The following is a 23,875-nucleotide window of genomic DNA, read 5'->3' on the forward strand; positions in this document are numbered from 1 at the left end:
TTCCACTAAATGATTTATCTGCAATTAAAATGCGAAAAAGTGCATAAGAAATAAACTGGGAGGTAAACGATTGCGTTTTGCGCTGATTTTTTGCCGCAGGTCAATTCCCTTTCGCGCGTGGATCGCCCATAATCCCCTCCCGGTTTGCACACCGGGAATCCAGGAGAGTTCATGTACTACCCCTTCGTTCGTAAAGCCCTTTTCCAGCTCGACCCTGAGCGCGCTCATGAATTTACATTCCAGCAATTACGTCGTATTACCGGAACGCCGCTGGCCGCGCTGGTGCGTCAGAATGTGCCGGTAAAACCTGTGCAGTGCATGGGTCTGACCTTTAAAAATCCGCTGGGTCTGGCGGCCGGTCTGGACAAAAATGGCGAGTGCATTGATGCCCTGGGCGCGATGGGCTTTGGCTCCATTGAAATCGGTACCGTCACGCCGCGCCCGCAGCCGGGAAATGACAAGCCGCGCCTGTTCCGCCTGGTTGAAGCCGAAGGGCTGATCAACCGCATGGGCTTTAATAACCTCGGTGTTGATCACCTGGTTGAGAACGTAAAAAAAGCCCATTTTGACGGGATATTAGGCATCAATATCGGCAAAAATAAAGACACGCCGGTAGAGCAGGGTAAAGATGACTATCTGATTTGTATGGAAAAAGTCTACGCCTATGCCGGTTATATTGCGGTGAATATTTCTTCACCCAATACCCCGGGTCTGCGCTCTTTACAATATGGCGAAGCGCTGGACGATCTTCTGAGTGCCATTAAAAATAAACAAAATGAACTTCAGTCGATCCACCATAAATATGTTCCGGTCGCGGTTAAGATCGCCCCGGATCTTTCTCCCGAAGAATTGATCCAGGTTGCCGACAGTTTGGTTCGCCATAATATTGATGGTGTTATTGCGACCAATACTACCCTCGATCGTTCCCTCGTGCAGGGAATGAAAAACTGTGACGAAGCGGGTGGGTTAAGTGGACGTCCGGTGCAATTAAAAAGCACCGAAATTATTCGCGCCCTGTCTGCGGAATTAAAAGGACGTCTGCCGATTATTGGCGTCGGCGGTATTGACTCGGTGATTGCTGCGCGCGAGAAGATGGCGGCAGGTGCGTCACTGGTGCAAATCTATTCCGGCTTTATTTTTAAAGGACCGCCGCTGATTAAAGAAATCGTTACTCATATCTAATCTTTTCTCTTAATCAGACAACCAGGGCTTTATTTCCAGCCCTGGTTGTTTTATATTCCGTCACTGTTGCTTATTTAGTCATTATAGTCTTTTATTAATGGTGTTATAAACGAGGCGGCAAACAGGACATTTTTAGTACAGGACGTTTGGGGACGGGAGAGACACATGCGAATTAAACCTGACGATAACTGGCGCTGGTATTTTTGCGACGAGCATGACCGAATGATGCTCGATTTAGCCAATGGCATGTTGTTTCGTTCTCGTTTTGCCCGCCGAATGTTAACCCCGGACGCGTTTTCCCCGTCGGGCTTTTGCGTTGACGATGCGGCGCTTTATTTCTCCTTTGAAGAAAAATGTCGCGATCTGGTGCTCTCTAAAGAGCAGCGTGCCGAGCTGGTATTAAATGCGCTGGTGGCTATCCGCTTCCTGAAACCGCAAATGCCAAAAAGCTGGCATTTCCTGCCGCACGGCATGAACTGGACCCCGGCAACGGGTGACGCGGCCAGCGTCAATCTGAGCGATACCGCAGAAGAGGTGAGCCTGCTGGTGGTTGAGCCAGGCGAAAATGCTGCGCTCTGCCTGCTGGCGCAGCCCGGCGTAACCATTGCCGGGCGGACGATGCAGCTTGGCGATGCCATTAAAGTGATGAATGACCGGCTGAAGCCACAGCTGCGCGTGGATGCCTTCAGCCTCGAACAGGCGGTTTAAGCTTCCAGTTGTACGGACGTTTTCGGTATGCAGCTACAGCACAGAATTGTGCCGTCATTTCCAATTGCCGATTTTTTCAGCGCACTGACCTCTCCATCCACCAGCTTGATGCGACAGCATCCGCAAATGCCTGCGCGACAGGAATAGGGTACGCGAATTCCTGCCTGCTCCAGTTGCTCAAGTAATACCTGCTGGTTGTTGCCACGGATGACGTTGCCCTGCCAGTGAATATCTACCGCAGAGGCGACATTCGTCACAACGTCGACCATTTCTTCTTCCTGACCCGAGCCGTACACCCTTGCAGGCCCACGGGCAAGAATTTCGACCTCATCGCCGACGCGGATCGCGCCGCTGGAGCGCGGGATCAGGTTCTGGCCGAAATCCACATCGCCGTTGTCCTGCGCTGTGCGGAACGACTGCAGCGTCTTCAGCGGTTCACCAGAAGGGTGCTTCAGCCCTTTTTCGGGGCTCACCGTGGTGAAAATGCAGCGGCTGCAGGGTTTTACGACATCAAAGATGACGCTGCCGATGCGGATCACTTTCCAGGTGTCTTCTTCCCAGGCGTCGGCGCCCGTGACCACCAGGTTAGGACGGAACTGTTCCATCTGAACGCTGGCTTTGCAGCGGCCTTGTAAATCACGCAGCGAGGCTTCGTTAGTCAGCAGGAACGGAAAACCATCGGCGAAGGAGAGGGGAACTGCGTCATGGCGCTTCACGCGACGCGTCGGTTCAGGACCTACCCAGCGCAGCTGCACGTCGCGGGAAAAGAAACCGCTCAGCCAGCGGTTAATCTCATCCGGGGCGATGCGCGCGGTAAAATGGTTACCCCACACTTCCGTTGGCGCATCGACAGGCGCAAAATCAGCAAAGCGAATGACCGCGCTGGAACCGTCCGGCGCGGTAAGGTGCAAACCGTCATGAAGCGGGGAAGGGGTAAAGCGAACCATCTGCGGGAACTGGCGTGCGGTAATGAACGTGCCGTCAGGCTCGGTGACCATAAAAATACGATCGAAGGCGAATCCGCTCATGTCGGCCAGCGCGTGAGACACGCCGATGCCGCGCATGGATTTCACCGGATGAATAAAAAGCCTGGATAACGTCGCCACTGCACACTCCCACAAATGAAAATAAGCCTTCAACTTTATGACATACACGCCATATTAGCTATAATGCGCGACAATTTTCTAAGAGTAAAAGTGACGATATGAATTCTCTGTTTGCCAGTACGGCCCGTGGGCTGGAAGAGCTGTTAAAAACTGAACTGGAAAGCCTGGGCGCGCAAGAGTGCCAGGTGGTTCAGGGTGGTGTCCATTTTGAGGGCGACACGCGGCTTATTTACCAGAGCCTGATGTGGAGCCGTCTGGCGTCGCGCATCATGCTGCCGATGAAGGAGTGCAAGGTCTATAGCGACCTGGACCTCTATACCGGCGTACAGATGATCGACTGGACAGAGATCTTCACGCCCAACGCCACCTTTGCGGTGCATTTCAACGGCGTGAACGATGAGATCCGCAACAGCCAGTACGGTGCCCTGCGCGTCAAAGACGCCATTGTGGACTGCTTTACGCGTAAAAATAAGGAACGTCCGAACGTCGATCGCGAAAATCCGGATCTGCGTATTAACGTCTGGCTCAACGGTGACACGGCGAGTATTTCTCTCGATCTGAGCGGCGCGGGCCTTCACCTGCGTGGCTACCGCGATCGTACAGGTATGGCGCCAATTAAAGAAACGCTGGCCGCCGCCATTGTGATGCGCTCCGGCTGGCAGCCGGGCACGCCGCTGCTCGATCCGATGTGTGGTTCCGGTACGTTGCTGATTGAAGCGGCCATGTTGGCAACCGACCGCGCGCCGGGGCTGCATCGCGGCCACTGGGGTTTTAAAGGCTGGGCGCAGCACGACGAAGCGCTCTGGAAAGAGGTCAAAGACGACGCGCAGACCCGCGCGCGTAAGGGGCTGGCGGAATATACCTCCCACTTCTACGGTTCGGACAGCGACCCGCGCGTAATCGAACGCGCGCGCAGCAACGCCCGTCGCGCCGGTATCGGCGAGCTTGTCACCTTCGAGGTGAAAGACGTAGCGAACCTCACCAACCCGCTGCCGAAAGGCCCGTACGGTACGGTTATCAGCAACCCGCCATACGGCGAGCGTCTGGACAGCGAACCGGCGCTGATTGCCCTGCATAGCCTGCTGGGGCGCAATATGAAGGACTACTTCGGCGGCTGGAACCTGTCGCTGTTTAGCGCCTCGCCGGAGCTGCTGAGCTGCCTGCAGCTGCGTGCCGATCGCCAGTTTAAGGCGAAAAACGGCCCGCTGGACTGCGTGCAGAAAAACTACCATCTGGCGGAGAAGGCGGCGGACAGTAAGCCATCTGGCGTGGCGGAAGATTACGCCAATCGCCTGCGCAAGAACCTGAAAAAATACGAGAAGTGGGCGAAGCAGGAAGGGATTGAATGCTACCGCCTGTACGACGCCGATCTGCCGGAGTACAACGTGGCGGTCGACCGCTACGCGGACTGGGTGGTGATTCAGGAATATGCGCCACCGAAAACCATTGATGCGCAAAAAGCGCGTCAGCGTATGCTGGACGTTATCGCGGCCACCATCGCCGTGCTCGGCATTGCGCCAAACAAGCTGGTGCTGAAAACCCGCGAGCGTCAGAAAGGGAAAAATCAGTACCAGAAGATGGGCGAGAAGGGCGACTTCATCGAAGTGGGCGAATACAACGCCCGCCTGTGGGTGAACCTGACCGACTATCTGGATACCGGCCTGTTCCTCGACCACCGTATCGCCCGTCGCATGCTGGGTCAGATGAGCAAGGGGAAAGATTTCCTCAACCTGTTCTCCTATACCGGGAGCGCCAGCGTGCACGCCGGTCTCGGCGGCGCGCGCAGCACCACTACGGTGGATATGTCCCGCACCTATCTGGAGTGGGCCGAGCGCAACCTGCGTCTCAACGGTCTGACAGGACGTCAGCATCGCCTGATGCAGGCAGACGTGCTGGGCTGGCTGCGCGATACCGACGAGCAGTTCGACCTGATCTTTATCGATCCGCCGACCTTCTCTAACTCCAAGCGTATGGAGGATAGCTTTGACGTTCAACGCGATCACCTGCGCCTGATGACCGACCTGAAGCGCCTGCTGCGCAAAGGTGGCACCATTATGTTCTCGAACAATAAACGCGGCTTCCGTATGGATCATGACGGTTTAGCAGCCCTGGGACTGAAAGCACAAGAAATCAGCCAAAAAACGCTGTCTCAGGACTTTGCCCGTAACCGTCAAATTCATAACTGCTGGTTGATTACCGCGGCCTGAAAGGAAATATAAATGTCTTTAATTAGTATGCACGGCGCGTGGCTTTCCTTCAGCGACTCGCCGCTTCTCGATAATGCAGAGCTGCATATCGAAGATAACGAGCGCGTCTGTCTGGTGGGCCGTAACGGCGCGGGTAAATCCACGCTGATGAAAATCCTCAACCGCGAACAGGGGCTGGATGACGGCCGCATCGTTTACGAGCAGGATCTGATCGTCTCCCGCCTCCAGCAGGATCCGCCGCGTCACGTGACCGGCAGCGTTTACGATTTCGTGGCGGAAGGGATCTCTGAGCAGGCCGAATACCTGAAGCGCTATCACGAGATTTCGCATCTGGTGATGACCGACCCGAGCGACAAGAACCTCAACGAACTGGCGAAAGTGCAGGAGATGCTCGATCACCACGGTCTGTGGCAGCTTGAAAACCGCATTAACGAGGTTTTGGCCCAGCTTGGTCTGGAAGCGGACATGGAGCTGTCGGCGCTCTCCGGCGGCTGGCTGCGTAAAGCGGCTCTGGGCCGCGCGCTGGTCAGCGGGCCGAAGGTGCTGCTGCTGGACGAACCGACGAACCACCTTGATATCGAAGCGATTGACTGGCTGGAAGGCTTCCTGAAAACCTTCAGCGGCACCATCATCTTTATCTCGCACGACCGTTCGTTTATTCGCAACATGGCGACGCGTATTGTCGATCTCGACCGCGGCAAGCTGGTCACCTATCCTGGCGATTACGACACCTATCTGCTGGAGAAAGAAGAAAACCTGCGCGTGGAAGAGCTGCAGAATGCGGAGTTCGACCGCAAGCTGGCGCAGGAAGAGGTGTGGATCCGCCAGGGCATCAAGGCCCGCCGTACTCGTAACGAAGGTCGCGTGCGCGCTCTGAAGGCAATGCGCCGTGAGCGCAGCGAACGCCGTGAAGTGATGGGCAGCGCCAAAATGCAGGTGGAAGAAGCGTCCCGTTCCGGCAAGATTGTCTTCGAAATGGAAAACGTCAACTATCAGGTTGATGGCAAAGTGCTGGTGAAGGATTTCTCCGCCCAGGTTCAGCGCGGCGACAAAATTGCGCTTATCGGCCCGAACGGCTGCGGTAAAACCACGCTGCTGAAGCTGATGCTGGGCCAGCTGCAGGCCGACAGCGGCCGCATTCACTGTGGAACTAAGCTGGAAGTGGCCTACTTCGACCAGCACCGCGCGGAGCTGGATCCGGACCGCACGGTGATGGATAACCTCGCCGAAGGCAAGCAAGAGGTAATGGTAAACGGCAAACCGCGCCACGTGCTGGGCTATTTGCAGGACTTCCTGTTCCATCCGAAACGTGCGATGACCCCAGTCCGTGCGTTATCTGGCGGAGAGCGTAATCGTCTGCTGCTGGCGCGTCTGTTCCTGAAACCAAGTAACCTGTTGATTCTCGATGAACCAACGAACGACCTGGATGTCGAAACGCTGGAATTACTCGAAGAACTGATTGACGGTTATCAGGGGACCGTGATGCTGGTTAGCCACGATCGTCAGTTTGTGGATAACACCGTAACCGAGTGCTGGATCTTCGAAGGTGAAGGGCGAATTGGACAATACGTAGGCGGTTATCACGATGCAAAAGGGCAGCAATCGCAGTCTCTGGCGCAGAAACAGTCAAAGTCCAAAATAAGTTCAGAACCTACTGTAACAAAAGCAGAAACTGTCAAGAAAACCTCGGCTAAACTAAGCTATAACCTGCAGCGCGAACTGGAGGGGCTACCGCAGCGTCTTGAAGAGCTGGAGGCCGCGCTTGAGGATCTGCAAAAACAGGTTGCTGATGCGTCATTCTTTACCCAATCGCATGACTATACTCAGAAAGTACTGGCTGAACTGTCCGAGGCTGAAAAAGCCCTGGAAGAAGCATTTGAGCGCTGGGAGTACCTTGAGTCTCTGAAGAACGGCGCATAAACAGGGATAACATATGTGTGACCAGCACCATGCCGACAGGCATATTTTATGCTCGCAATGCGATATGCTCGTGGCGTTGCCAGAGCTTGGTCACGGACATAAAGCCCTGTGTCCACGTTGCGGCGCAACGTTGACAACCGAGTGGGACGCGCCGCGGCAGCGTCCCACTGCTTACGCTCTTGCAGCATTGTTCATGCTGCTGCTCTCCAATCTCTTCCCCTTCATCTATATGAAGGTGGGGGGGATAACCAGCCAGGTGGATTTGCTTGAAATCCCGGGCGTGATGTTCTCGGAAGATTACGCCAGCCTCGGCACCTTTTTTCTCCTGTTTGTCCAGATAGTCCCGGCTTTTTGCCTGGTCGTTATCCTTTTACTGGTCAACCGCGTCAGGATGCCCTCATCATTGAAAATCCGGCTCGCGCGTATCCTGTTTCAGCTCAAAAGCTGGGGTATGGCCGAAATTTTTCTGGCGGGCATTCTGGTCAGTTTCGTGAAGCTCATGGCGTACGGCGATGTGGGGATCGGCAGCAGCTTTGTTCCGTGGTGCCTGTACTGTGTCCTGCAGTTGCGTGCCTTCCAGTGCGTGGACAGGCGCTGGGCGTGGGATGATATCGCCCCGGCACCGACGCTTGCGCAGACGGTAAAAGTCGGCGTGCCCGGCATTCGCCAGGGGCTGCGTTCCTGCCCATGCTGTACCGCCGTGCTGCCCGCCGATCTCGACGTTTGTCCGCGCTGCGAAACGAAAGGTCACGTACGCCGTAAAAATAGCCTTCAGTGGACGATGGCCCTGCTGGTCACGTCCATCATGCTGTATCTGCCTGCCAATATTCTACCGATCATGATCACCGATTTGCTCGGCGATAAAATGCCCTCGACGATCCTCGCCGGGGTGATCCTGCTGTGGGGCGAAGGTTCCTATCCCGTCGCCGGCGTGATCTTTATCGCCAGTATTATGGTGCCAACCTTAAAAATGATCGCCATCGCCTGGCTCTGTTGGGATGCGAAGGGTCATGGAAAACGCGACAGCGAACGCATGCACCTGATTTATGAAGTGGTCGAGTTTGTCGGACGCTGGTCAATGATTGACGTGTTTGTCATCGCCGTTCTCTCTGCACTGGTGCGGATGGGCGGTTTGATGAATATTTATCCCGCGATGGGGGCTTTAATGTTTGCACTGGTCGTGATTATGACCATGTTTGCGGCCATGACCTTCGACCCTCGTTTATCGTGGGATCGTGAGCCTGAATCAAGCCATGAGGAAGAGTAAGAGCATGGAAAATAAGAGTGGAGAGGCGAAAGTGCAGAAGGTCAAAAACTGGTCGCCGGTGTGGATTTTCCCCATCGTGACCGCGCTGATCGGTGCATGGATCCTGTTTTATCATTACAGCCATCAGGGACCCGAAGTCACGCTGATAACCACCAATGCCGAGGGGATTGAGGGCGGTAAAACGACCATCAAAAGCCGTAGCGTGGACGTGGGCGTGGTCGAAAGTGCAACCCTGACCGACGATTTAACCCATGTGGAGATTAAGGCGCGCCTTAATGCCGGCATGGAAAAACTGCTGCATGGCGATTCTGTTTTCTGGGTCGTTAAGCCGCAGGTGGGACGTGAAGGGATCAGCGGCTTAGGGACGCTGCTCTCCGGGGCCTATATCGAACTGCAGCCGGGTGCTAAGGGTAACCAGCCAGCCCAATACCAGCTTCTGGATTCACCGCCGCTTGCACCGCCTGATGCCAAAGGCATCCGCGTGATCCTCGACAGCAAAAAAGCAGGTCAGCTCACGGCGGGTGACCCGGTCCTGTTCCGCGGTTACCGCGTCGGGTCGGTTGAGAAAAGCACGTTTGATCCGCAGAAACGCGCGATCAGCTATCAGCTCTTCATTAATGCGCCAAACGATCGCCTGGTCACCAGCAACGTCCGTTTCTGGAAAGACAGCGGGATCGCCGTGGATCTGACCTCGGCAGGTATGCGCGTTGAAATGGGTTCGCTGACCACGCTGTTTGGCGGTGGCGTGAGTTTTGACGTGCCGGAAGGGCTGGATTTGGGCCAGCCGGTTGCAGAGAACACCGCTTTCCGTCTCTTTGACGATCAAAAAAGCATTCAGGATGCGCTCTATACCGATCACGTTGACTTCCTGATGTTCTTCAAAGACTCCGTTCGCGGCCTGCAGCCGGGGGCGCCTGTTGAGTTCCGCGGCATTCGTCTCGGTACGGTTGGGCAAGTGCCGTTCTTCGTTCCGGGCCTTCAGCAGGTGCTGGACGATGATTACCGCATTCCGGTACTGATTCGCATTGAACCAGAGCGTCTGCTTAACCAGATTGGTGAAAATCAGGATATCGCTACCCATATCACCCAACTGATGGAACGCGGTTTACGCGGGTCGCTGAAAACCGGCAACCTGGTAACCGGTGCGCTGTATGTGGATATGGACTTCTACCCGAAAGCACCGCCGATTACCGGTATCCGTGAATTCGGTGGCTACAAGATCATCCCAACGGTGAGTAGCGGTCTGGCTCAGATCCAGCAGCGTCTGATGGAAACGCTGGATAAGATCAACAATCTGCCACTGAATCCGATGATTGAAGCGGCGACGAACTCTCTTAGTGAAAGCCAGGCAACGATGCGTCGCCTGCAAACCACGCTGGATAACATCAACAAGATCACGGCGAGTCAGAGCATGCAGCAGCTGCCGCAGGATATGCAGAAAACGCTGCGTGAGCTGAACCGCAGTATGCAGGGCTTCCAGCCGGGTTCAGCGGCCTACAACAAGATGGTGGCAGATATGCAGCGTCTTGATCAGGTCTTGCGTGAACTGCAGCCGGTGCTGAAAACGCTCAACGAGAAGAGCAATGCGCTGGTGTTCGAAGCGAAAGATAAAAAGGATCCTGAGCCGAAGAGGGCAAAACAATGAAAAAGTGGCTATTAATGGTTGGCGCTCTGCTGTTAACGGCGTGCAGTTCAGGGGTAGATAATAAAAGCTACTATCAGCTGCCTGTGGCTACCCACAGCGGTGGACAAAGCACGGCCAGCCAGGGAAACCGCCAGCTGTGGGTTGAGCAGGTTGCCGTGCCGGATTATCTGGCAGGGAATGGCGTGGTCTATCAGACCAGCGACGTTAAATACGTGATCGCGACGAACAACCTGTGGGCCAGCCCGTTGGATCAGCAGCTGCGCAACACGCTGGTGGCCAATCTGGGCAGTCAGCTTCCGGGCTGGGTTGTCGCGTCGCAGCCGCTGGGTAACGACCAGGATACGCTTAACGTCACGGTCACGGGCTTCCACGGCCGTTATGACGGTGCGGTGGTGATTAGCGGGGAGTGGTTGCTGAACCATCAGGGGCAGCTGATTAAGCGTCCTTTCCATCTGGAGCTGAAGCAGCAGAAAGATGGCTATGACGAAATGGTGAAAGTTCTGGCTCAGGGTTGGGCACAGGAGTCGGCCAGCATCGCCAGGGAAATTTCCCGGCTGCCATAAGTAAAATTCATCATCAAAAACCGCAGTTGGCCTGTTGCTGATTGCGGTTTTTTTTCGTTTTCACTTCAGATTGTTACTTGTGCCACGTCACAATTTTTGTACAAATGAACTTCTGGCTAGCTCACAAATATGACACCCGTATGAATTTTGAACATTGACGATGCGACTAATTCGGGGTATTCGTTATCTGTGCCTGTGCAGATAGTGCAGACACTGTTTTCTTTCCACCAGACAAAAGAATGAGGGAAACGAGGCATGAAGAGACAGAAACGAGATCGCCTGGAACGGGCTCATCAACGTGGTTATCAGGCCGGCATCGCTGGACGTTCTAAAGAAATGTGTCCTTATCAGACGATAAATCAAAGGTCACAATGGCTTGGAGGCTGGCGAGAAGCCATCGGCGACAGGGCACTCATAGCCTGATAACGTCTCTTTTAAAAAAGAAACCTCCGCAATGCGGAGGTTTCGCCTTTCTGGGGGTGCCAAAAGCACGATCAGAAAGCTGAAGTGTCCTGGAACAGGCCAACTTTCAGGTCGCTTGCGCTATAGATCAGACGACCGTCGACCAGCACTTCACCATCAGCCAGGCCCATAATCAGGCGGCGGTTAACGATGCGCTTGAAGTGAATACGATAGGTCACTTTCTTCGCCGTAGGCAGAACCTGGCCAGTGAATTTTACTTCGCCCACGCCCAGCGCGCGGCCTTTACCTTCGCCACCCAGCCAGCCCAGATAGAAGCCAACCAGCTGCCACATTGCATCGAGGCCCAGGCAGCCAGGCATTACCGGATCGCCAATAAAGTGGCAACCGAAGAACCACAGGTCCGGGTTGATATCGAGTTCTGCTTCTACGTAACCCTTATCGAAGTTACCGCCGGTTTCGGTCATTTTCACGACACGGTCCATCATCAGCATGCTTGGGGCCGGTAACTGTGGGCCTTTTGCGCCAAACAGTTCACCGCGACCAGAGGCAAGAAGATCTTCTTTTGTATAGGATTCGCGTTTATCTACCATGTTCTCAGTAAGCCTTATTTTAGTGAAGGACGCAGGATAGCTAACACGTGTACGCTGAACAAGTCCGATCAGTTCGAACTAAACCAGCCCAACCAGCGTAACGGCCATGGATAACGATGACGAGCATCCTGCTGTGTCGCCTGAGCAATGCGCTCCTGGATAGTCTGCATCAGGGTTGTTTGCCCTTCGCCATCCCAAACCAGATTTGTCAGTAAGGGTAGCGCATCCTCAATCCCTTCGATGGCCCAGATGGCGAATTGCTCTTGCTCAACTGCATCCAGAATATCCTGACTGAGGCTCAAATGGCGTGCGTTGGGAGCAGGAATAATCACACCCTGTTTGCCGTTTAAACCACGCTGCTGACAGATGGAGAAGAAGCCTTCAATTTTTTCGTTGAGGCCTCCCACTGGCTGGGCACGACCGAACTGGTCCACCGAACCGGTGATCGCGATGTTCTGATTGATGGGCACTTCCGCCAGGGCGCTGATTAAGGCGCACAGCTCGGCCATAGAGGCGCTATCGCCATCCACTTCGCTGTAGGACTGCTCAAACGTCAGCGAGGCGGAGAAGGGGATCTGTTGCTCAAGCTGCAGCTCTGACATCAAAAACGCCTGCATGATCATCATGCCTTTCGCGTGAATGTTGCCGCCCAGCTCGGCTTTCCGTTCGATATCGGTGAACTCGCCATCGCCAATGTGCACAACGCAGCTGATACGGGACGGTTCCCCGAATGCGCGCGGATGGCCGGGAAATTCAATCACCGACAGGGCGTTGATCTGCCCGACGCGTTCGCCTTCGGTCTCTACCAGAATTTGTTCCAGCAGAATTTCATCCTGCATACGGTCGGCAAGATAGCCTTCTCGCCACTCACGCTGAGCCAGCATCTGAGTGAGCTGTTCGCCGGTGAACGCTCCGTCACCGCTGATCACGCCCACTTCACGCAGCTGTTTACCGATCCAGAGCGGGCAAAGCGGCAGCGTTTCCTGGTCACCGGTGTAGCGCACGGCTTCGCGGATTAAGCCCGGCCACGCGTCAGCCGCAGGGGTTGGTAGCGCAAAACGTTCAGCAACGGCCATCACCCACTGGCACCACTGCGCCATATCGTCGGCGTCAGCAATCTGGATGTTGTCTTCGTATTCGCTATACACCGCCTGCTCAGCGAGTTCCGGCTCCATTTCCTGGAAGTCCGCCAGCGATTCGCGGTCGCCCGTCAGCACGACGGTCAGCGACAGCGGCATAGACGGAACGGAGACAGGCAGAGGACGAGACTCATCGTAGCCCACCCAGTCGAAACGCTGCTGGTGGACGATGGTTTTCAGACGCATCCACAGCAGCGGCTGCGAGAGCAGGGTACGCAGTGAGATGATGAGAACACCGCCATTTGCGCGATGTACCAGCCCCGGCTGCAGCGAAAGCTCGCCGTTAAACTGGCGCAGACAACCAAAGAGCTGTTCCGCCTCGACCCAGTTAGCGGTAATCACTTCGCCTTTAACGGCAAAACGGCCATCGGCCTGCGCCGCCGGTTCGAAAGTGACATCATGTCCTGTAATACGATACTGGCCGCCAAAAACTGCGTTCGCTTCCGGCTTCAGCTGGCGCACGGCATCTCCGAGCAGCGTCAGGTACTCCGCTTCTTCCGGGGCCTTGAGCAGCATGAAGGGCGCGGTTGCCCATGGGCTTAACACCTGCTCCAGCGCATAATGCAAACGAGGCTGCGTATCGCTAAGGATGAATTCGTGTTCTTTTGCGAGTTCGGGCTGTGCAAACAGTTCCTGGTAACTTTCGGTATCCGGAACAAGGTCACGCCATGCAAGTTTCGTAATGGTCAAAGTTGATGTTTTTTAGTCAGATGTAAAAGCGTGGAGTATACCGTAAGCGGGGGGCTGTACCCAAGCAGGATTGGGTATTTCGGCAGGGCGATTGGCTGCATTCACTCACAGGATATGATTTCTTTTCAGCAGATTGCTAAAAAACTGATATTCTGAACAGAGTTACGTGGTAACACTGAGATCGCAATGAAATATCAACAACTGGAAAATCTCGAAAGCGGCTGGAAATGGAAGTACCTGGTCAAAAAGCACCGTGAAGGGGAGCTGATCACCTGCTACGTCGAAGCCAGCGCTGCGCAAGAAGCCGTGGATATTTTGCTGACCCTCGAAAATGAACCGGTACAGGTTAACGGCTGGATTGAGAAACACATCAATCCTGCACTGTTAAACCGGATGAAGCAAACTATCCGTGCGCGACGCAAACGGCATTTTAATGCTGAGCATCAGCACACTCGCAAAAAATCAATCGACCTGGAATTTGTTGTCTGGCAGCGACTGGCCGGGCTGGCACAACGACGGGGCAAAACGCTGTCGGAAACCATCGTGCAGCTGATTGAGGATGCAGAACATAAAGAGAAATACGCCAACCAGATGTCGACACTGAAGAACGACCTTCAGGCGCTGTTGGGTAAAAAGTAGATTTGTTTACTTTTCTTCAGACAATAAAAAACCCCGCATTGCGGGGTTTTTTTATAAGACGATAACTTATGCCGCTGGCTGAGTTACAACGTCTTTGATGCCTTTAACTTCGATCTCTACGCGACGATCTGGAGCCAGGCAGTCGATCAGTGCAGCGCGAGCTTTCACGTTGTCACAGGTGTTGCCAGTAACTGGGTTAGATTCGCCCATACCACGTGGGGAGATCTTGTTAGCTGGGATACCTTTAGAGATCAGGTAATCAACAACAGACTGAGCACGTTTCTCAGACAGTTTCTGGTTGTAAGCGTCAGAACCGATACGGTCGGTGAAGCCCAGAACCACTACGGAACCGTCTTTAGGATCCAGGTTGCTCAGCTGGGTATACAGCTGATCCAGTGCCTGCTGGCCTTCTGGTTTCAGAGTCGCTTTGTTGAAGTTGAACAGAACGTCAGACTTCAGAGTGAAGTGCTTGGTCTGTACTTCTGGAGCTGGAGCCGGCGCTGGAGCAACAACTGGTGCTGCTTCTTCCTGCTGGCCGAAACGGTAGGAAACACCTACGCTCAGCATGCCGTTGTCTGGACGAACACCAACGGTGTTGCCGTCGCCGATGTTGTTAACCCACTGGTATTCCAGACGGGTAGCGATGTCACGGGTCATAGCCCACTCAACGCCACCAGCGAATACTGGGGAAACACCGGTGTCATGGTTGTCACCAGAGATGTTGTTGCTGGAGTCTGCACGCCATACCATGCCGCCCAGACGGGTGTACACGTCCAGATCGTCAGTGATTGGGTAGCCCAGTTTAGCGGTCAGTTGAACGCCCTGTGCTTTGAAAGCGCCGTTGATGGTGTCGCCTTTGTATGGCATACGACCTAACCAGTCGTAACCCATTTCAAAACCAACATACGGGTTAACCTGATAGCCACCGAACGCACCTGCACCAAGCTGGCTCTCGTGAGTAGGGCCATCATTGTTCAGGCTGCTGTTGTACCAGCCGGTGTCGTGGAACTGAGACCAGCCCAGTTTACCACCTGCATACCAGGTATTATCTTTCGGAGCGGCCTGCGCTACGGTAGCGAAGCCAGCCAGTGCCACTGCAATCGCGATAGCTGTCTTTTTCATTTTTTGCGCCTCGTTATCATCCAAAATTCGCCATGAAAGTCTCAGGAGAGAATCACGGTTAAATCCTTCACCGGGGGGCGTGGTCAAATATAAATCTACCGATATCTTCGGCTTAGGCCGAGCACCCCTGGCGATGTAAAGTCTACAACGTAGCTGAAAACTTACAAGTGTGAAGTCCGTCAGGCATATGAAAAAAAAAGTTCCGTATACCGATTATTTAACATTTTTCGAACGAATTTTGTGCAATAAAATTAAGGAGAACCGCACCAGACAAGCCTTGCCGCAATTTTCAGACCGGGAACTTTAATGCCATCTTGTGGTCAAAAAAAATTCCAGGAAAAATCTTAATTTCACTCAATGATACAAATTTGAGTGAATTTTTAGCCCAGAAAGTTGTCCTCTGCGGTAAGAATCCGATCGAACCGGACGCATAATGAACCCGATTGCATTCCCTTCTTCAGCTGCTTCAGTCAGACGGAAATGTTCCTCTTCCGTCAATTCTTCCGGTAACCATCCAATCACCACGCTGTAATTTCCGGTGCGTAACGCGCGGATCATCGACTCAACGGTATCGCACGGCGGAAGCTGGTTAATTTGCATCACCTTAGTTAGAGGAAGGCCTGCGGACTGAACCCACTCACGGCTCAGTTTTTGCTGAGGCGTGAGCCAGAGCTGCCAGCGCGATTGCTGACCAAGCTGTTGCAATAACGGCAACAACAGAAGTTGCGTCAACAGGGACTGGTCTTCACGATAAACCACTTCACTGATAAGCCCCGTGGAAACACGCTCGACGGAATTCTGCGCGACATTGCCTGCGGTAGAAGAGAGAGAGGTTGAGCGATTTGCATAGCCTGAAGTGTGCATATTCATTCCAGCCCTGTAGTTACTGTATGGATATACAGTAACCCCTGTATGCATAAAGATCAACCTCATTTTCGGAAAGCGACTCGCAAAATTCATTCAATGTTGATGTCCCTCGAAAAATCATCTTGCTCATCGGCGATAAGTTGCCTATTTTCCTGCTAACGGATCCGCTAGTAAGAAATTTCGTTGTTACTTTATGATTTTGAAGGGAAATATCATGAAAAAGATATCTTATGAACGGATTTATAAATCCCAGGAATACCTCTCCCCGTTGGGCGAAATTCATCACCGGGCTCTGTTTGGAGGCTATACCCTGGCGGTAGATGATGCGGTGTTTGCCATGGTGTCAGACGGCGAACTTTATCTTCGCGCCTGTGAGGAGAGTGCGAAATACTGTGTAAAAAATGCCTCCTCTTTTTTGACGTTGATGAAGCGAGGCCGCCCGGTGCTGCTCAACTACTATCGTGTGGATGACGGATTATGGCAGGACAGGGAGCGGTTGCTTCAGCTCTCCTCGTTTGCGCTTAGTGCGGCAAGAAAAGAGCGCTATCAGCGCCATCAACGAAACCGCTTAAAGGATCTGCCAAACCTGACCTTTCAGCTTGAAGTCTTGCTCTTTGAAGCAGGCATCACTAATGAGGAAACGCTGCGTGCGCTGGGTGCCAGAGCGAGCTGGCTAAAGATGCGGGCAAAAAACAAAGCGCTCAGTATTAAGGTTCTCTTTGCGCTGGAAGGGGCTATCGAGGGGCTGCATGAGGCGGCACTCCCGGCAGGCATTCGCCGGGAGCTGACGGAGTGGTTTAATGCGCTACCTGAGCCACAGGAGAATCACTCCTCCAGGTAGCGATTTGCTGTTGCAGCCGGCAAATTTCAGGCAGCAGAGCGATAAGCAGGCCTATCTGCTGAAGTACCAGCGGCGCTTTGCTGTCGTTTCCAGGGTCAAGATGCGCAATGCGTTGAGCCAGTTCATCCAGCGCCTGTTGAACGCGCGGCTCATCGGCCGGTCGGTGATGAAGCGCGTCATCGACATAACAGACGGCGTCATCGAGCAGATTGAGAATACCCGGGTTGGTGAGTTTCTCGCGGTGGGCACCGAGCGTCGAAATATAGCTGGTGAACGTATGGTTCAGGCAGAGCAGGCGGAACGCCGTCTCACGAATCTCTGCCGTAGCGCGAGGCTCCGTTGACATATTAGAGACAACGGAGGCCAGTTCTGCGTCACTGTTATGCGCGTCGCGACGGGCTATCCGGTAAGCCAGGCGGTTATCGCGCCCCTGGTGGTACTGCTCCAGGATTGCGTCAAGATATCGACAGTTGGCGTTCATCGCCCTGTCTACCACGCGCGGCAAATTGCGGAAACGCCAGTCCGGCCAGATAAAGCTGACCGCGGCCCAGGCAATCGCACAGCCAATCAGGGTATCGATCACGCGGGGCAGGGCAACTTCAAACCCTTCACCCAGCAGGTTAAAGCAGAGCAGCACCAGCAGCGTGATGAACATGGTGGCATGGGCGTACTGCACGTTGCGAAACGCGAAGAACAACACGCCGGTGATTACAATCAGGATCAGTTGACCTTCAACGGAGGGCACAAAATAGAGCACCGGAAGGCCGATCGCGACGCCGACCAGCGTGCCGATAATGCGCAGCGCAAGACGGTGTCGGGTGGCGTTATAGTTCGGCTGGCAGACGAACAGGCTGGTCAGCAGGATCCAGTAGCCGTGGTGCAGCCCGGTTATCTGGATAAAGGCATACCCCACGCACAGCACCAGCGACATTCTCACCGCGTGGCGAAAGAGTGCCGACTCCGGCGTAAAGTTGCGGCTCAGCCGTAGCCACATATCGCTAACGCTGTGCACGCTGTCATCAGCAAGCTGATTTTCCACCTCACTGCCCGGCAGCGCCATCGCCTGTTCGGACTCGATTGTCGCCAGCTGAGCATCAATTGCCCGCAGGTTATTCAGCAGAAAGCCCAGCGCTTTGATGTGCTCCGGTGACGTTCCGCTGGCCTGAACGCGGTCGAGCGCCGCATCAAGGTGGCTGAATACGCGTTCAAAGCGGGGGTCATGCTGATAGGGCGTGCGCAGCAGAATGGAACGAGAGAGCTGCTGGCACGCCTGAGACTGCATGGACAGCAGGCGCTGGAAGCGGAACATCACGTCGCTATAGCGGAACTTCTCGCGCAGGGCAGCATACTGAACGTGCGAGGAGCTGGCACGTTCGTGAATATCCTGGGCGGCAAAATAGTAGTGTAAGGTCCTTCGTGTTCCGCGCTGACCGCGATCGCCGCGCAGACGGGTAAGCAGAGAGGCTTTTGTCTGGTTAAGGGTGGCGACCAGCTGGCCGTTTGCCAGCGCCAGATCGTAGAGCGGAGCCTGGCTTTCTTCCTCAATATCCGGGTCGAACAGCCGGGATTTCAGTTCCAGATAGTGGGCTAACTGCTCAAAGCTGCGGGCAAGATTATCCTGCAGCGGGCGAACGGGGAAGATCAGATGACCGGTTAGCGTCAGCAGGTTATACCAGATGGCGCCCAGCAGCAGGAGAACCGGCTGCTGGTACCACTGGTCGTACAGGGAAACGCCCAGCATGGTGTAGATGGCAATCAGCAATGCACCAAACGCGATGGTGGCATAGCGCTGCCCGAGGCCGCCCAGCAAAATAAACCCGCTGGTTGAGAGCGTAAGACCCAGAGCAAACAGCCAGGGCCACGGAAAAAGCAGCTCAACGGACGCTGACGCAATGAAAAAGCAGACGAGCGTAATGACCAGGTTACGTAAGCGCCCGGCCAGACGATCGTCCAGGTCCGCCAGCGCCCCGGCCACCACCCCCAGCGTAAGCGGAATGGTGAGCTTGACATCATTCAGCCACCAGGGCAGGGCAACCGTGCCGCAAAGCGCGATAAATATCCTGACGTTGTATAGCCAGGTGCTGTTCCAGGTATAACGGCGAAGCAGTGGGCTTAGCATAAACGCGGCCGGTCCTTATTTACTGAAAACGACGACGCGCGTTTGCTTCACGCGCCGCCTGGGCCACTTCTACCGGAACAACCCTGCGACCGACTGGCCAAAGAGCGATAGCGGCGATCTTAAAATTCGCGATCCCCACCGGAATACCAATAATCGTGATGCACTGTGCAATACCGGCAAAAATATGCATGATGCAGAGCCACCAGCCGAAGAAAATCAGCCACAGTATGTTCAGCAGGGTTCCGCCCGTATTCATCAGGGCGTTTTTGCTCTCCGGATTCAGCTCGTCAACGTGGATGGCTTCATTCCCGTAGGGGATTAAGGAGAGTTTTGTGATTTCCCAGCAGGAGCGGGTCAGGGGAAGCGTGAAAATCAGGACGATGCTCACCAGCGTGGCAAAAAGCCAGGAAAGGGTGGTGGCAAAACCGCCCAGCACAAAATTCAACACATTCAGAACGGTACGCATAAACCCTCACTTCCTTTCGATAAAATTAACGCCCAATGATTGTAACGTTTTTTTAGGCTGGAGCACCTTAAAACTGGCAGTTAAACTGTCTGGTAAATTATCTCTTCGTGGATTTGGCGGAACATGGAACTGAAAGCAACCTCGTTAGGCAAACGCCTGGCGCAACACCCTTACGACAGGGTGGTTCTCCTTAATGCCGGGGTGAAAGTCTCCGGGGAACGCCACGAATACCTTATTCCGTTTAATCAGCTTCTGGCTATCCACTGTAAACGCGGGCTGGTGTGGGGCGAGCTGGAGTTCGTTCTGCCTGACGATAAAGTCGTGCGTCTTCATGGCACTGAGTGGGCGGAAACCCAGCGTTTCCATCATCACCTGAACGCACTCTGGCAGCAGTGGAGCCAGGATATGAGCGTGATTGCCGCCCAGGTGCTCCAGCAGGTGCTGGACGATATCGCGCAAAGCAACGCGCAACACGCGTGGCTGACCCGTCAGCAGACTGCCGGGCTGCAGCAAAAGATTCTACAGGCACTCTCGGCGCTGCCGCTCTCCGTGACGCGTCTCGACGAATTTGACAACTGTCGCGACGCCTGGCGCCAGTGTCAGGCCTGGCTGAATGATAAGAATAAAAGCCGTCTCGCCCATAACCAGGCGTGGACGGACGCCATGCTCACCCAATATGCCGACTTTTTCAGTACGGTGGAATCTTCACCGCTCAATCCGGCCCAGGCGCGCGCGGTGGTCAACGGCGAGCAGTCGCTGCTGGTGCTGGCGGGGGCCGGTAGCGGTAAAACGTCGGTGCTGGTGGCGCGTGCCGGCTGGCTGCTGACGACCGGGGAAGCGGTAGCCGATCAAATTCTGCTTCTGGCCTTTGGCCGTAAGGCTGCTCAGGAGATGGACGAACGCATCCAGGAGCGCCTGCACACCCGGGACATCACGGCCAGAACCTTCCATGCCCTTGCGCTGCATATTATTCAGCAGGGCAGTAAAAAAGTGCCTTCCATCAGTAAGCTGGAAAACGACGCGCAGGCGCGTCAGGCGCTGTTCATCAAAACGTGGCGCCAGCAGTGCAGCGAGAAAAAGGCGCAGGCGAAAGGGTGGCGTCAGTGGCTGGAAGAGGAGCTCAGTTGGGAGGTGCCAGAGGGCAGCTTCTGGCAGGATGACAAACTGGCGCGTCGGCTGGGTACGCGACTTGACCGCTGGGTCAGCCTGATGCGAATGCACGGTGGATCGCAGGCAGAGATGATTGAAAGCGCGCCGGAGGCGATCCGCGATCTGTTTTCGAAGCGGGTCAAGCTGATGGCTCCGCTGCTGAAAGCCTGGAAAACCGCGCTGAAAGAGGAAAATGCCGTCGATTTCTCCGGTTTAATCCATCAGGCCATCATCATTCTTGAGAAGGGACGTTTTGTCAGTCCGTGGAAACATATTCTGGTGGATGAGTTCCAGGATATCTCACCGCAGCGTGCTGCATTGCTCTCGGCGCTACGGGCGCAAAATAAACATACCTCGCTGTTTGCGGTAGGGGACGACTGGCAGGCCATCTATCGCTTCAGCGGGGCGCAGCTCTCCCTGACGACCGCGTTCCACCACTATTTTGGCGAAGGGGATCGCAGCGATCTGGACACCACCTACCGCTTCAATTCACGCATTGGTGAGATCGCCAACCGCTTTATCCAGCAGAACCCGCATCAGCTGGCCAAGCCGCTCAATAGCCTGCGCCCTGGGGATAAAAAAGCGGTCACCCTGCTGGCGGATGACCAGCTGGAACCGCTGCTGGACAAGCTCAGCGGCTACGCGAAGCCCGATGAACGTATTCTGGTGCTGGCGCGCTACCATCATCTTAAGCCCGCGGCGCTGGAAAAAGCCGCCACCCGCTGGCCGAAACTGCAGCTTGAATTTATGACCATTCACGCCAGCAAAGGGCAGCAGGCTGACTATGTGATTGTGGTGGGGCTGAAAGAGGGGAGCGACGGTTTCCCGGCCCCGGCCCGCGAGTCGGTGATGGAAGAGGCCCTGCTGCCGGTGCCGGAAGACTTCCCGGATGCCGAAGAGCGGCGTTTGCTGTATGTGGCTATCACCCGCGCGCGGCATCGCGTGTGGCTGCTGTTCAATAAAGAGGAGCCATCCGTGTTTGTCGATATCCTGAAGAATATTGATGTACCGGTGGCGCGGAAGCCATAACGCCGCCGGGCAAGGATGGGTAGGCCGGGTAAGGCGTCGCCGCCACCCGGCAAAAAAGCTACTTCAGTCTGTCGGAAAGATAACGCTGATAGTCCGGAATAAGGATATCAACCGGCGAGTTAAACTGCGGCGACTCGATGATGAAATCCGCCGTCGACAGGTTTGTCGCCACCGGAATATTCCACACCGTCGCCAGACGCAGCAGCGCTTTGACATCCGGATCGTGCGGAACCGCGTTCAGCGGGTCCCAGAAGAAGATCAGCACATCAATTTTCCCTTCGGAGATCTGCGCGCCGACCTGCTGATCGCCGCCCATCGGGCCGCTCAGCATGGCATTCACCTGCAGACCCGTTTCGCGCTGGATCAGGTTACCGGTTGTGCCGGTTGCCGACAGGGCGTGCTTTTCCAGCGAAGGCTGATGGCGGCGAACCCAGTTAAGCAGCATTTGTTTACAGTGATCGTGCGCCACAAGAGCAATGTGTTTGCGCTCAGGCAGCGTGCGTGTTGTCAGTTCCATAATCATATCCATCAGGTTAACTGCCTACACGATGACGGGAACCGTCTGACGCTGCAAGAGAAAGGCGTAAAAAATGTGGCTTATGATGAAGGTTGTTGTTTTGCCCACTGTAAAAAACGGGCCCGCGTGTCGGGATCGGCCTGCTGGAACCAGAATTTAAGGCGCTGTTCCGTCAGGGTTTGGGATTGGGGAGGAATAACGTCCAGTTCAGAGACGCCGGATAAAAGCGTACTGTCGTCCGCCATCATGGTGGCAAACTGCGGAAGCGATGCGCGTTTTCCCGCTTTGTTATAGGTCTGGGTCGCTGCCTCGTAATCCGGGCCTTTCGGCGAGGTCGTTAACGCCAGAATATCCAGCTTCACCGGAATAGGCATCGCATTCCCGTCCAGCAGTTCAACGCGGGGTGAAGCGTCGAAGGCCGCAGATTCCTTCTCCGTTTCAAGGCGAGGCAGGGTGATGTTCACCTGACTGATTTGCCGGGTATTAAAGCTGACGATTAGCGGCGGGGAGATGTACATGCGTTGCTCGTGATTCGCCAGACCGATCGACTTTTCTACCCGGAAGACCAGCTGATGAGGCCCGTTATCCAGCTCGATGCTGTCTGCACCGCGCAATAAAGAGCTGGAGACCTTTTTTCCGTCCAGTACAAGAAGATCTATGTCGGTAGAGAGCCGGAGCGTGGTAGCAAAAACGCAGACCGGCATCACTAACGCAATCAGGGCAGTGGCAATACCGGTTTTCATAGAAGGCTCCCGTCAGAAATCCTGTCGCCGCATTAATGTATCTAAATTTTTCGATAATCACGTTTACTAACATATAGACATATTTCGCCGTTTTGCCCTCATGCATCTGTATGGGATGGATGGTTGAGATGTGCGGTTTGGCGTACACTTTTAAAAAAGCCAGGAGAAAAACCATGAAAGAGAACGATATTGCCGAGATTCTGACATCCACGCGTACTATTGCGCTGGTGGGCGCGAGCGATAAACCCGATCGTCCAAGCTATCGGGTGATGAAATACCTTCTCGATCAGGGCTATCACGTTATCCCGGTCTCGCCAAAAGTGGCGGGGAAAACCTTACTGGGTCAGCAGGGTTACGCCACGCTCGCCGACGTGCCGGAAAAAATTGATATGGTCGATGTCTTCCGCAATTCCGAGGCGGCGTGGGAAGTGGCGCAGGACGCTATTGCCGTAGGGGCGAAAACGCTGTGGATGCAGCTGGGCGTGATTAACGAGCAGGCCGCCGTGCTGGCGCGGGATGCGGGATTGAACGTCGTCATGGACCGCTGTCCGGCGATCGATATCCCCCGTCTGGGGCTGGCGAAGTAATAAAAAAAAAGCCCGTTCATCGGGCTTTTTTTACACGCTTAGTTCCGCAGGCGCGGAGCCTGTAACTGTTTGCGGATAGTCTGAGCAAGCTCATCCATTGTGGGTTGCTCCGGATGCTCTTCCTGCAGCTCGCTACTCAGCTGCGCTTCGGCCAGATAGGTGTGAACGGGTTGTCCATCATCACCTTCCATTACCACATGGTACCAGGGCGCGGCGCGAAGCTCTGCGTTCACCGCCAGCTCGTCTGCTGACGGTTCATCAAGGGAATACTCCGGGTCGATATCCACGACCACACCCAAATACCCTAGCAAAGTGTGGCGGACCTGCTGGCCGATACCGAATTTGCTGGCAATCAT

General features: G+C 54.8%; 22 protein-coding genes. 12 read left to right on the forward strand and 10 right to left on the reverse strand.

Features of this window, described 5'->3' with window-relative positions:
• Positions 1-171 precede the first annotated feature (171 nt).
• Complete coding sequence (gene pyrD / locus F0320_RS07125; RefSeq protein WP_111964548.1) at positions 172-1,182, forward strand: quinone-dependent dihydroorotate dehydrogenase; 1,011 nt, start codon at positions 172-174, stop codon at positions 1,180-1,182.
• A gap of 165 nt (positions 1,183-1,347) precedes the next feature.
• Positions 1,348-1,890 (forward strand): cell division protein ZapC, encoded by a 543-nt coding sequence (gene zapC, locus F0320_RS07130; protein WP_032651189.1) that lies wholly within the window; start codon positions 1,348-1,350, stop codon positions 1,888-1,890.
• Here the strand turns inward: zapC and F0320_RS07135 are convergent.
• Positions 1,887-2,996 carry a YcbX family protein gene (locus tag F0320_RS07135; protein ID WP_126328160.1) on the reverse strand — a complete coding sequence of 370 codons (1,110 nt, stop codon included), beginning with the start codon at positions 2,994-2,996 and terminating at the stop codon, positions 1,887-1,889. The two genes, zapC and F0320_RS07135, sit on opposite strands and share 4 nt — an antisense overlap.
• 98 nt (positions 2,997-3,094) lie before the next feature.
• Here F0320_RS07135 and rlmKL point away from each other — a divergent pair, with 98 nt between their 5' ends.
• The 6 genes from rlmKL (at position 3,095) to rmf (ending at position 11,021) form a co-directional block, all read left to right on the forward strand.
• Entirely contained in the window at positions 3,095-5,203 is a 2,109-nt protein-coding gene (gene rlmKL / locus F0320_RS07140) for a bifunctional 23S rRNA (guanine(2069)-N(7))-methyltransferase RlmK/23S rRNA (guanine(2445)-N(2))-methyltransferase RlmL (RefSeq protein WP_039261606.1), read from the forward strand.
• Positions 5,204-5,215: 12 nt separating this feature from the next.
• Positions 5,216-7,123: an ABC transporter ATP-binding protein gene (locus F0320_RS07145; protein WP_126328161.1), complete on the forward strand. Its 1,908-nt coding sequence runs from the start codon at positions 5,216-5,218 to the stop codon at positions 7,121-7,123.
• A gap of 13 nt (positions 7,124-7,136) precedes the next feature.
• On the forward strand, positions 7,137-8,390 hold the full coding sequence (pqiA, locus tag F0320_RS07150) for a membrane integrity-associated transporter subunit PqiA (RefSeq protein WP_126328162.1): 1,254 nt from the start codon (positions 7,137-7,139) through the stop codon (positions 8,388-8,390).
• A gap of 4 nt (positions 8,391-8,394) precedes the next feature.
• The gene (gene pqiB / locus F0320_RS07155; protein WP_047652839.1) at positions 8,395-10,035 is read left to right on the forward strand and encodes an intermembrane transport protein PqiB; all 1,641 of its coding nucleotides are present in this window, start codon (positions 8,395-8,397) and stop codon (positions 10,033-10,035) included.
• Positions 10,032-10,598, forward strand: coding sequence for a membrane integrity-associated transporter subunit PqiC (gene pqiC / locus F0320_RS07160; protein ID WP_024907767.1), 567 nt, complete (start codon positions 10,032-10,034; stop codon positions 10,596-10,598). The genes pqiB and pqiC overlap by 4 nt, the downstream gene beginning before the upstream one ends.
• 255 nt (positions 10,599-10,853) lie before the next feature.
• Positions 10,854-11,021, forward strand: coding sequence for a ribosome modulation factor (rmf, locus tag F0320_RS07165; protein ID WP_013097261.1), 168 nt, complete (start codon positions 10,854-10,856; stop codon positions 11,019-11,021).
• Positions 11,022-11,092: 71 nt separating this feature from the next.
• On the opposite strand, the gene fabA is transcribed toward rmf, so the two are convergent.
• Both fabA and F0320_RS07175 read right to left on the reverse strand, forming a co-directional pair.
• Complete coding sequence (gene fabA / locus F0320_RS07170; RefSeq protein WP_126328163.1) at positions 11,093-11,611, reverse strand: 3-hydroxyacyl-[acyl-carrier-protein] dehydratase FabA; 519 nt, start codon at positions 11,609-11,611, stop codon at positions 11,093-11,095.
• Between the two features lie 68 nt (positions 11,612-11,679).
• Positions 11,680-13,440, reverse strand: a complete 1,761-nt coding sequence (locus F0320_RS07175) for an AAA family ATPase (RefSeq protein ID WP_126328164.1) — start codon at positions 13,438-13,440, stop codon at positions 11,680-11,682.
• A 186-nt stretch (positions 13,441-13,626) separates the two neighbouring features.
• On the opposite strand from F0320_RS07175, the gene matP reads away from it, so the two are divergent.
• Positions 13,627-14,079 carry a macrodomain Ter protein MatP gene (matP, locus tag F0320_RS07180; RefSeq protein ID WP_032658161.1) on the forward strand — a complete coding sequence of 151 codons (453 nt, stop codon included), beginning with the start codon at positions 13,627-13,629 and terminating at the stop codon, positions 14,077-14,079.
• Between the two features lie 66 nt (positions 14,080-14,145).
• Here the strand turns inward: matP and ompA are convergent, their stop codons facing one another.
• A complete protein-coding gene (gene ompA, locus F0320_RS07185) occupies positions 14,146-15,201 on the reverse strand; it encodes a porin OmpA (protein ID WP_023311028.1) in 1,056 nt (351 codons plus the stop codon).
• Between the two features lie 354 nt (positions 15,202-15,555).
• The gene (sulA, locus tag F0320_RS07190) at positions 15,556-16,065 is read right to left on the reverse strand and encodes an SOS-induced cell division inhibitor SulA (protein WP_126328783.1); all 510 of its coding nucleotides are present in this window, start codon (positions 16,063-16,065) and stop codon (positions 15,556-15,558) included.
• Positions 16,066-16,282: 217 nt separating this feature from the next.
• On the opposite strand from sulA, the gene F0320_RS07195 reads away from it, so the two are divergent.
• Positions 16,283-16,909, forward strand: coding sequence for a TfoX/Sxy family DNA transformation protein (locus tag F0320_RS07195; protein ID WP_023311030.1), 627 nt, complete (start codon positions 16,283-16,285; stop codon positions 16,907-16,909).
• On the opposite strand, the gene yccS is transcribed toward F0320_RS07195, so the two are convergent.
• On the reverse strand, positions 16,866-19,028 hold the full coding sequence (gene yccS / locus F0320_RS07200) for a YccS family putative transporter (protein ID WP_126328165.1): 2,163 nt from the start codon (positions 19,026-19,028) through the stop codon (positions 16,866-16,868). The two genes, F0320_RS07195 and yccS, sit on opposite strands and share 44 nt — an antisense overlap.
• A 19-nt stretch (positions 19,029-19,047) precedes the next feature.
• A complete protein-coding gene (locus F0320_RS07205) occupies positions 19,048-19,494 on the reverse strand; it encodes a YccF domain-containing protein (protein ID WP_023311032.1) in 447 nt (148 codons plus the stop codon).
• Between the two features lie 123 nt (positions 19,495-19,617).
• Here F0320_RS07205 and helD point away from each other — a divergent pair, with 123 nt between their 5' ends.
• Complete coding sequence (gene helD, locus F0320_RS07210; protein WP_149323882.1) at positions 19,618-21,672, forward strand: DNA helicase IV; 2,055 nt, start codon at positions 19,618-19,620, stop codon at positions 21,670-21,672.
• Between the two features lie 58 nt (positions 21,673-21,730).
• On the opposite strand, the gene mgsA is transcribed toward helD, so the two are convergent.
• On the reverse strand, positions 21,731-22,189 hold the full coding sequence (gene mgsA, locus F0320_RS07215; RefSeq protein ID WP_033145124.1) for a methylglyoxal synthase: 459 nt from the start codon (positions 22,187-22,189) through the stop codon (positions 21,731-21,733).
• Positions 22,190-22,269: 80 nt separating this feature from the next.
• Positions 22,270-22,932 (reverse strand): curli synthesis inhibitor, encoded by a 663-nt coding sequence (gene csgI, locus F0320_RS07220; RefSeq protein ID WP_033145125.1) that lies wholly within the window; start codon positions 22,930-22,932, stop codon positions 22,270-22,272.
• Between the two features lie 173 nt (positions 22,933-23,105).
• Here csgI and F0320_RS07225 point away from each other — a divergent pair, with 173 nt between their 5' ends.
• Positions 23,106-23,519 carry a CoA-binding protein gene (locus tag F0320_RS07225; RefSeq protein WP_008499920.1) on the forward strand — a complete coding sequence of 138 codons (414 nt, stop codon included), beginning with the start codon at positions 23,106-23,108 and terminating at the stop codon, positions 23,517-23,519.
• A 38-nt stretch (positions 23,520-23,557) separates the two neighbouring features.
• Here the strand turns inward: F0320_RS07225 and hspQ are convergent, their stop codons facing one another.
• Positions 23,558-23,875 (reverse strand): heat shock protein HspQ, encoded by a 318-nt coding sequence (hspQ, locus tag F0320_RS07230; protein ID WP_008499919.1) that lies wholly within the window; start codon positions 23,873-23,875, stop codon positions 23,558-23,560.

The sequence above is a fragment of the Enterobacter dykesii genome, assembly GCF_008364625.2.
In the GTDB taxonomy this organism is placed as follows: domain Bacteria; phylum Pseudomonadota; class Gammaproteobacteria; order Enterobacterales; family Enterobacteriaceae; genus Enterobacter; species Enterobacter dykesii.

What these genes read in the sequence shown, in the direction of transcription:
- F0320_RS07145 (WP_126328161.1), top strand. Translation starts at nt 5,216, where the DNA reads ATGTCTTTAATTAGTATGCACGGCGCGTGGCTTTCCTTCAGCGACTCG.
- helD (WP_149323882.1), top strand. Translation starts at nt 19,618, where the DNA reads ATGGAACTGAAAGCAACCTCGTTAGGCAAACGCCTGGCGCAACACCCT.
- csgI (WP_033145125.1), bottom strand. Translation starts at nt 22,932, where the DNA reads ATGAAAACCGGTATTGCCACTGCCCTGATTGCGTTAGTGATGCCGGTC.
- pyrD (WP_111964548.1), top strand. Translation starts at nt 172, where the DNA reads ATGTACTACCCCTTCGTTCGTAAAGCCCTTTTCCAGCTCGACCCTGAG.
- ompA (WP_023311028.1), bottom strand. Translation starts at nt 15,201, where the DNA reads ATGAAAAAGACAGCTATCGCGATTGCAGTGGCACTGGCTGGCTTCGCT.
- mgsA (WP_033145124.1), bottom strand. Translation starts at nt 22,189, where the DNA reads ATGGAACTGACAACACGCACGCTGCCTGAGCGCAAACACATTGCTCTT.
- pqiA (WP_126328162.1), top strand. Translation starts at nt 7,137, where the DNA reads ATGTGTGACCAGCACCATGCCGACAGGCATATTTTATGCTCGCAATGC.
- F0320_RS07195 (WP_023311030.1), top strand. Translation starts at nt 16,283, where the DNA reads ATGAAAAAGATATCTTATGAACGGATTTATAAATCCCAGGAATACCTC.
- yccS (WP_126328165.1), bottom strand. Translation starts at nt 19,028, where the DNA reads ATGCTAAGCCCACTGCTTCGCCGTTATACCTGGAACAGCACCTGGCTA.
- sulA (WP_126328783.1), bottom strand. Translation starts at nt 16,065, where the DNA reads ATGCACACTTCAGGCTATGCAAATCGCTCAACCTCTCTCTCTTCTACC.
- F0320_RS07205 (WP_023311032.1), bottom strand. Translation starts at nt 19,494, where the DNA reads ATGCGTACCGTTCTGAATGTGTTGAATTTTGTGCTGGGCGGTTTTGCC.
- fabA (WP_126328163.1), bottom strand. Translation starts at nt 11,611, where the DNA reads ATGGTAGATAAACGCGAATCCTATACAAAAGAAGATCTTCTTGCCTCT.
- matP (WP_032658161.1), top strand. Translation starts at nt 13,627, where the DNA reads ATGAAATATCAACAACTGGAAAATCTCGAAAGCGGCTGGAAATGGAAG.
- rmf (WP_013097261.1), top strand. Translation starts at nt 10,854, where the DNA reads ATGAAGAGACAGAAACGAGATCGCCTGGAACGGGCTCATCAACGTGGT.
- F0320_RS07225 (WP_008499920.1), top strand. Translation starts at nt 23,106, where the DNA reads ATGAAAGAGAACGATATTGCCGAGATTCTGACATCCACGCGTACTATT.
- zapC (WP_032651189.1), top strand. Translation starts at nt 1,348, where the DNA reads ATGCGAATTAAACCTGACGATAACTGGCGCTGGTATTTTTGCGACGAG.
- rlmKL (WP_039261606.1), top strand. Translation starts at nt 3,095, where the DNA reads ATGAATTCTCTGTTTGCCAGTACGGCCCGTGGGCTGGAAGAGCTGTTA.
- pqiB (WP_047652839.1), top strand. Translation starts at nt 8,395, where the DNA reads ATGGAAAATAAGAGTGGAGAGGCGAAAGTGCAGAAGGTCAAAAACTGG.
- hspQ (WP_008499919.1), bottom strand. Translation starts at nt 23,875, where the DNA reads ATGATTGCCAGCAAATTCGGTATCGGCCAGCAGGTCCGCCACACTTTG.
- pqiC (WP_024907767.1), top strand. Translation starts at nt 10,032, where the DNA reads ATGAAAAAGTGGCTATTAATGGTTGGCGCTCTGCTGTTAACGGCGTGC.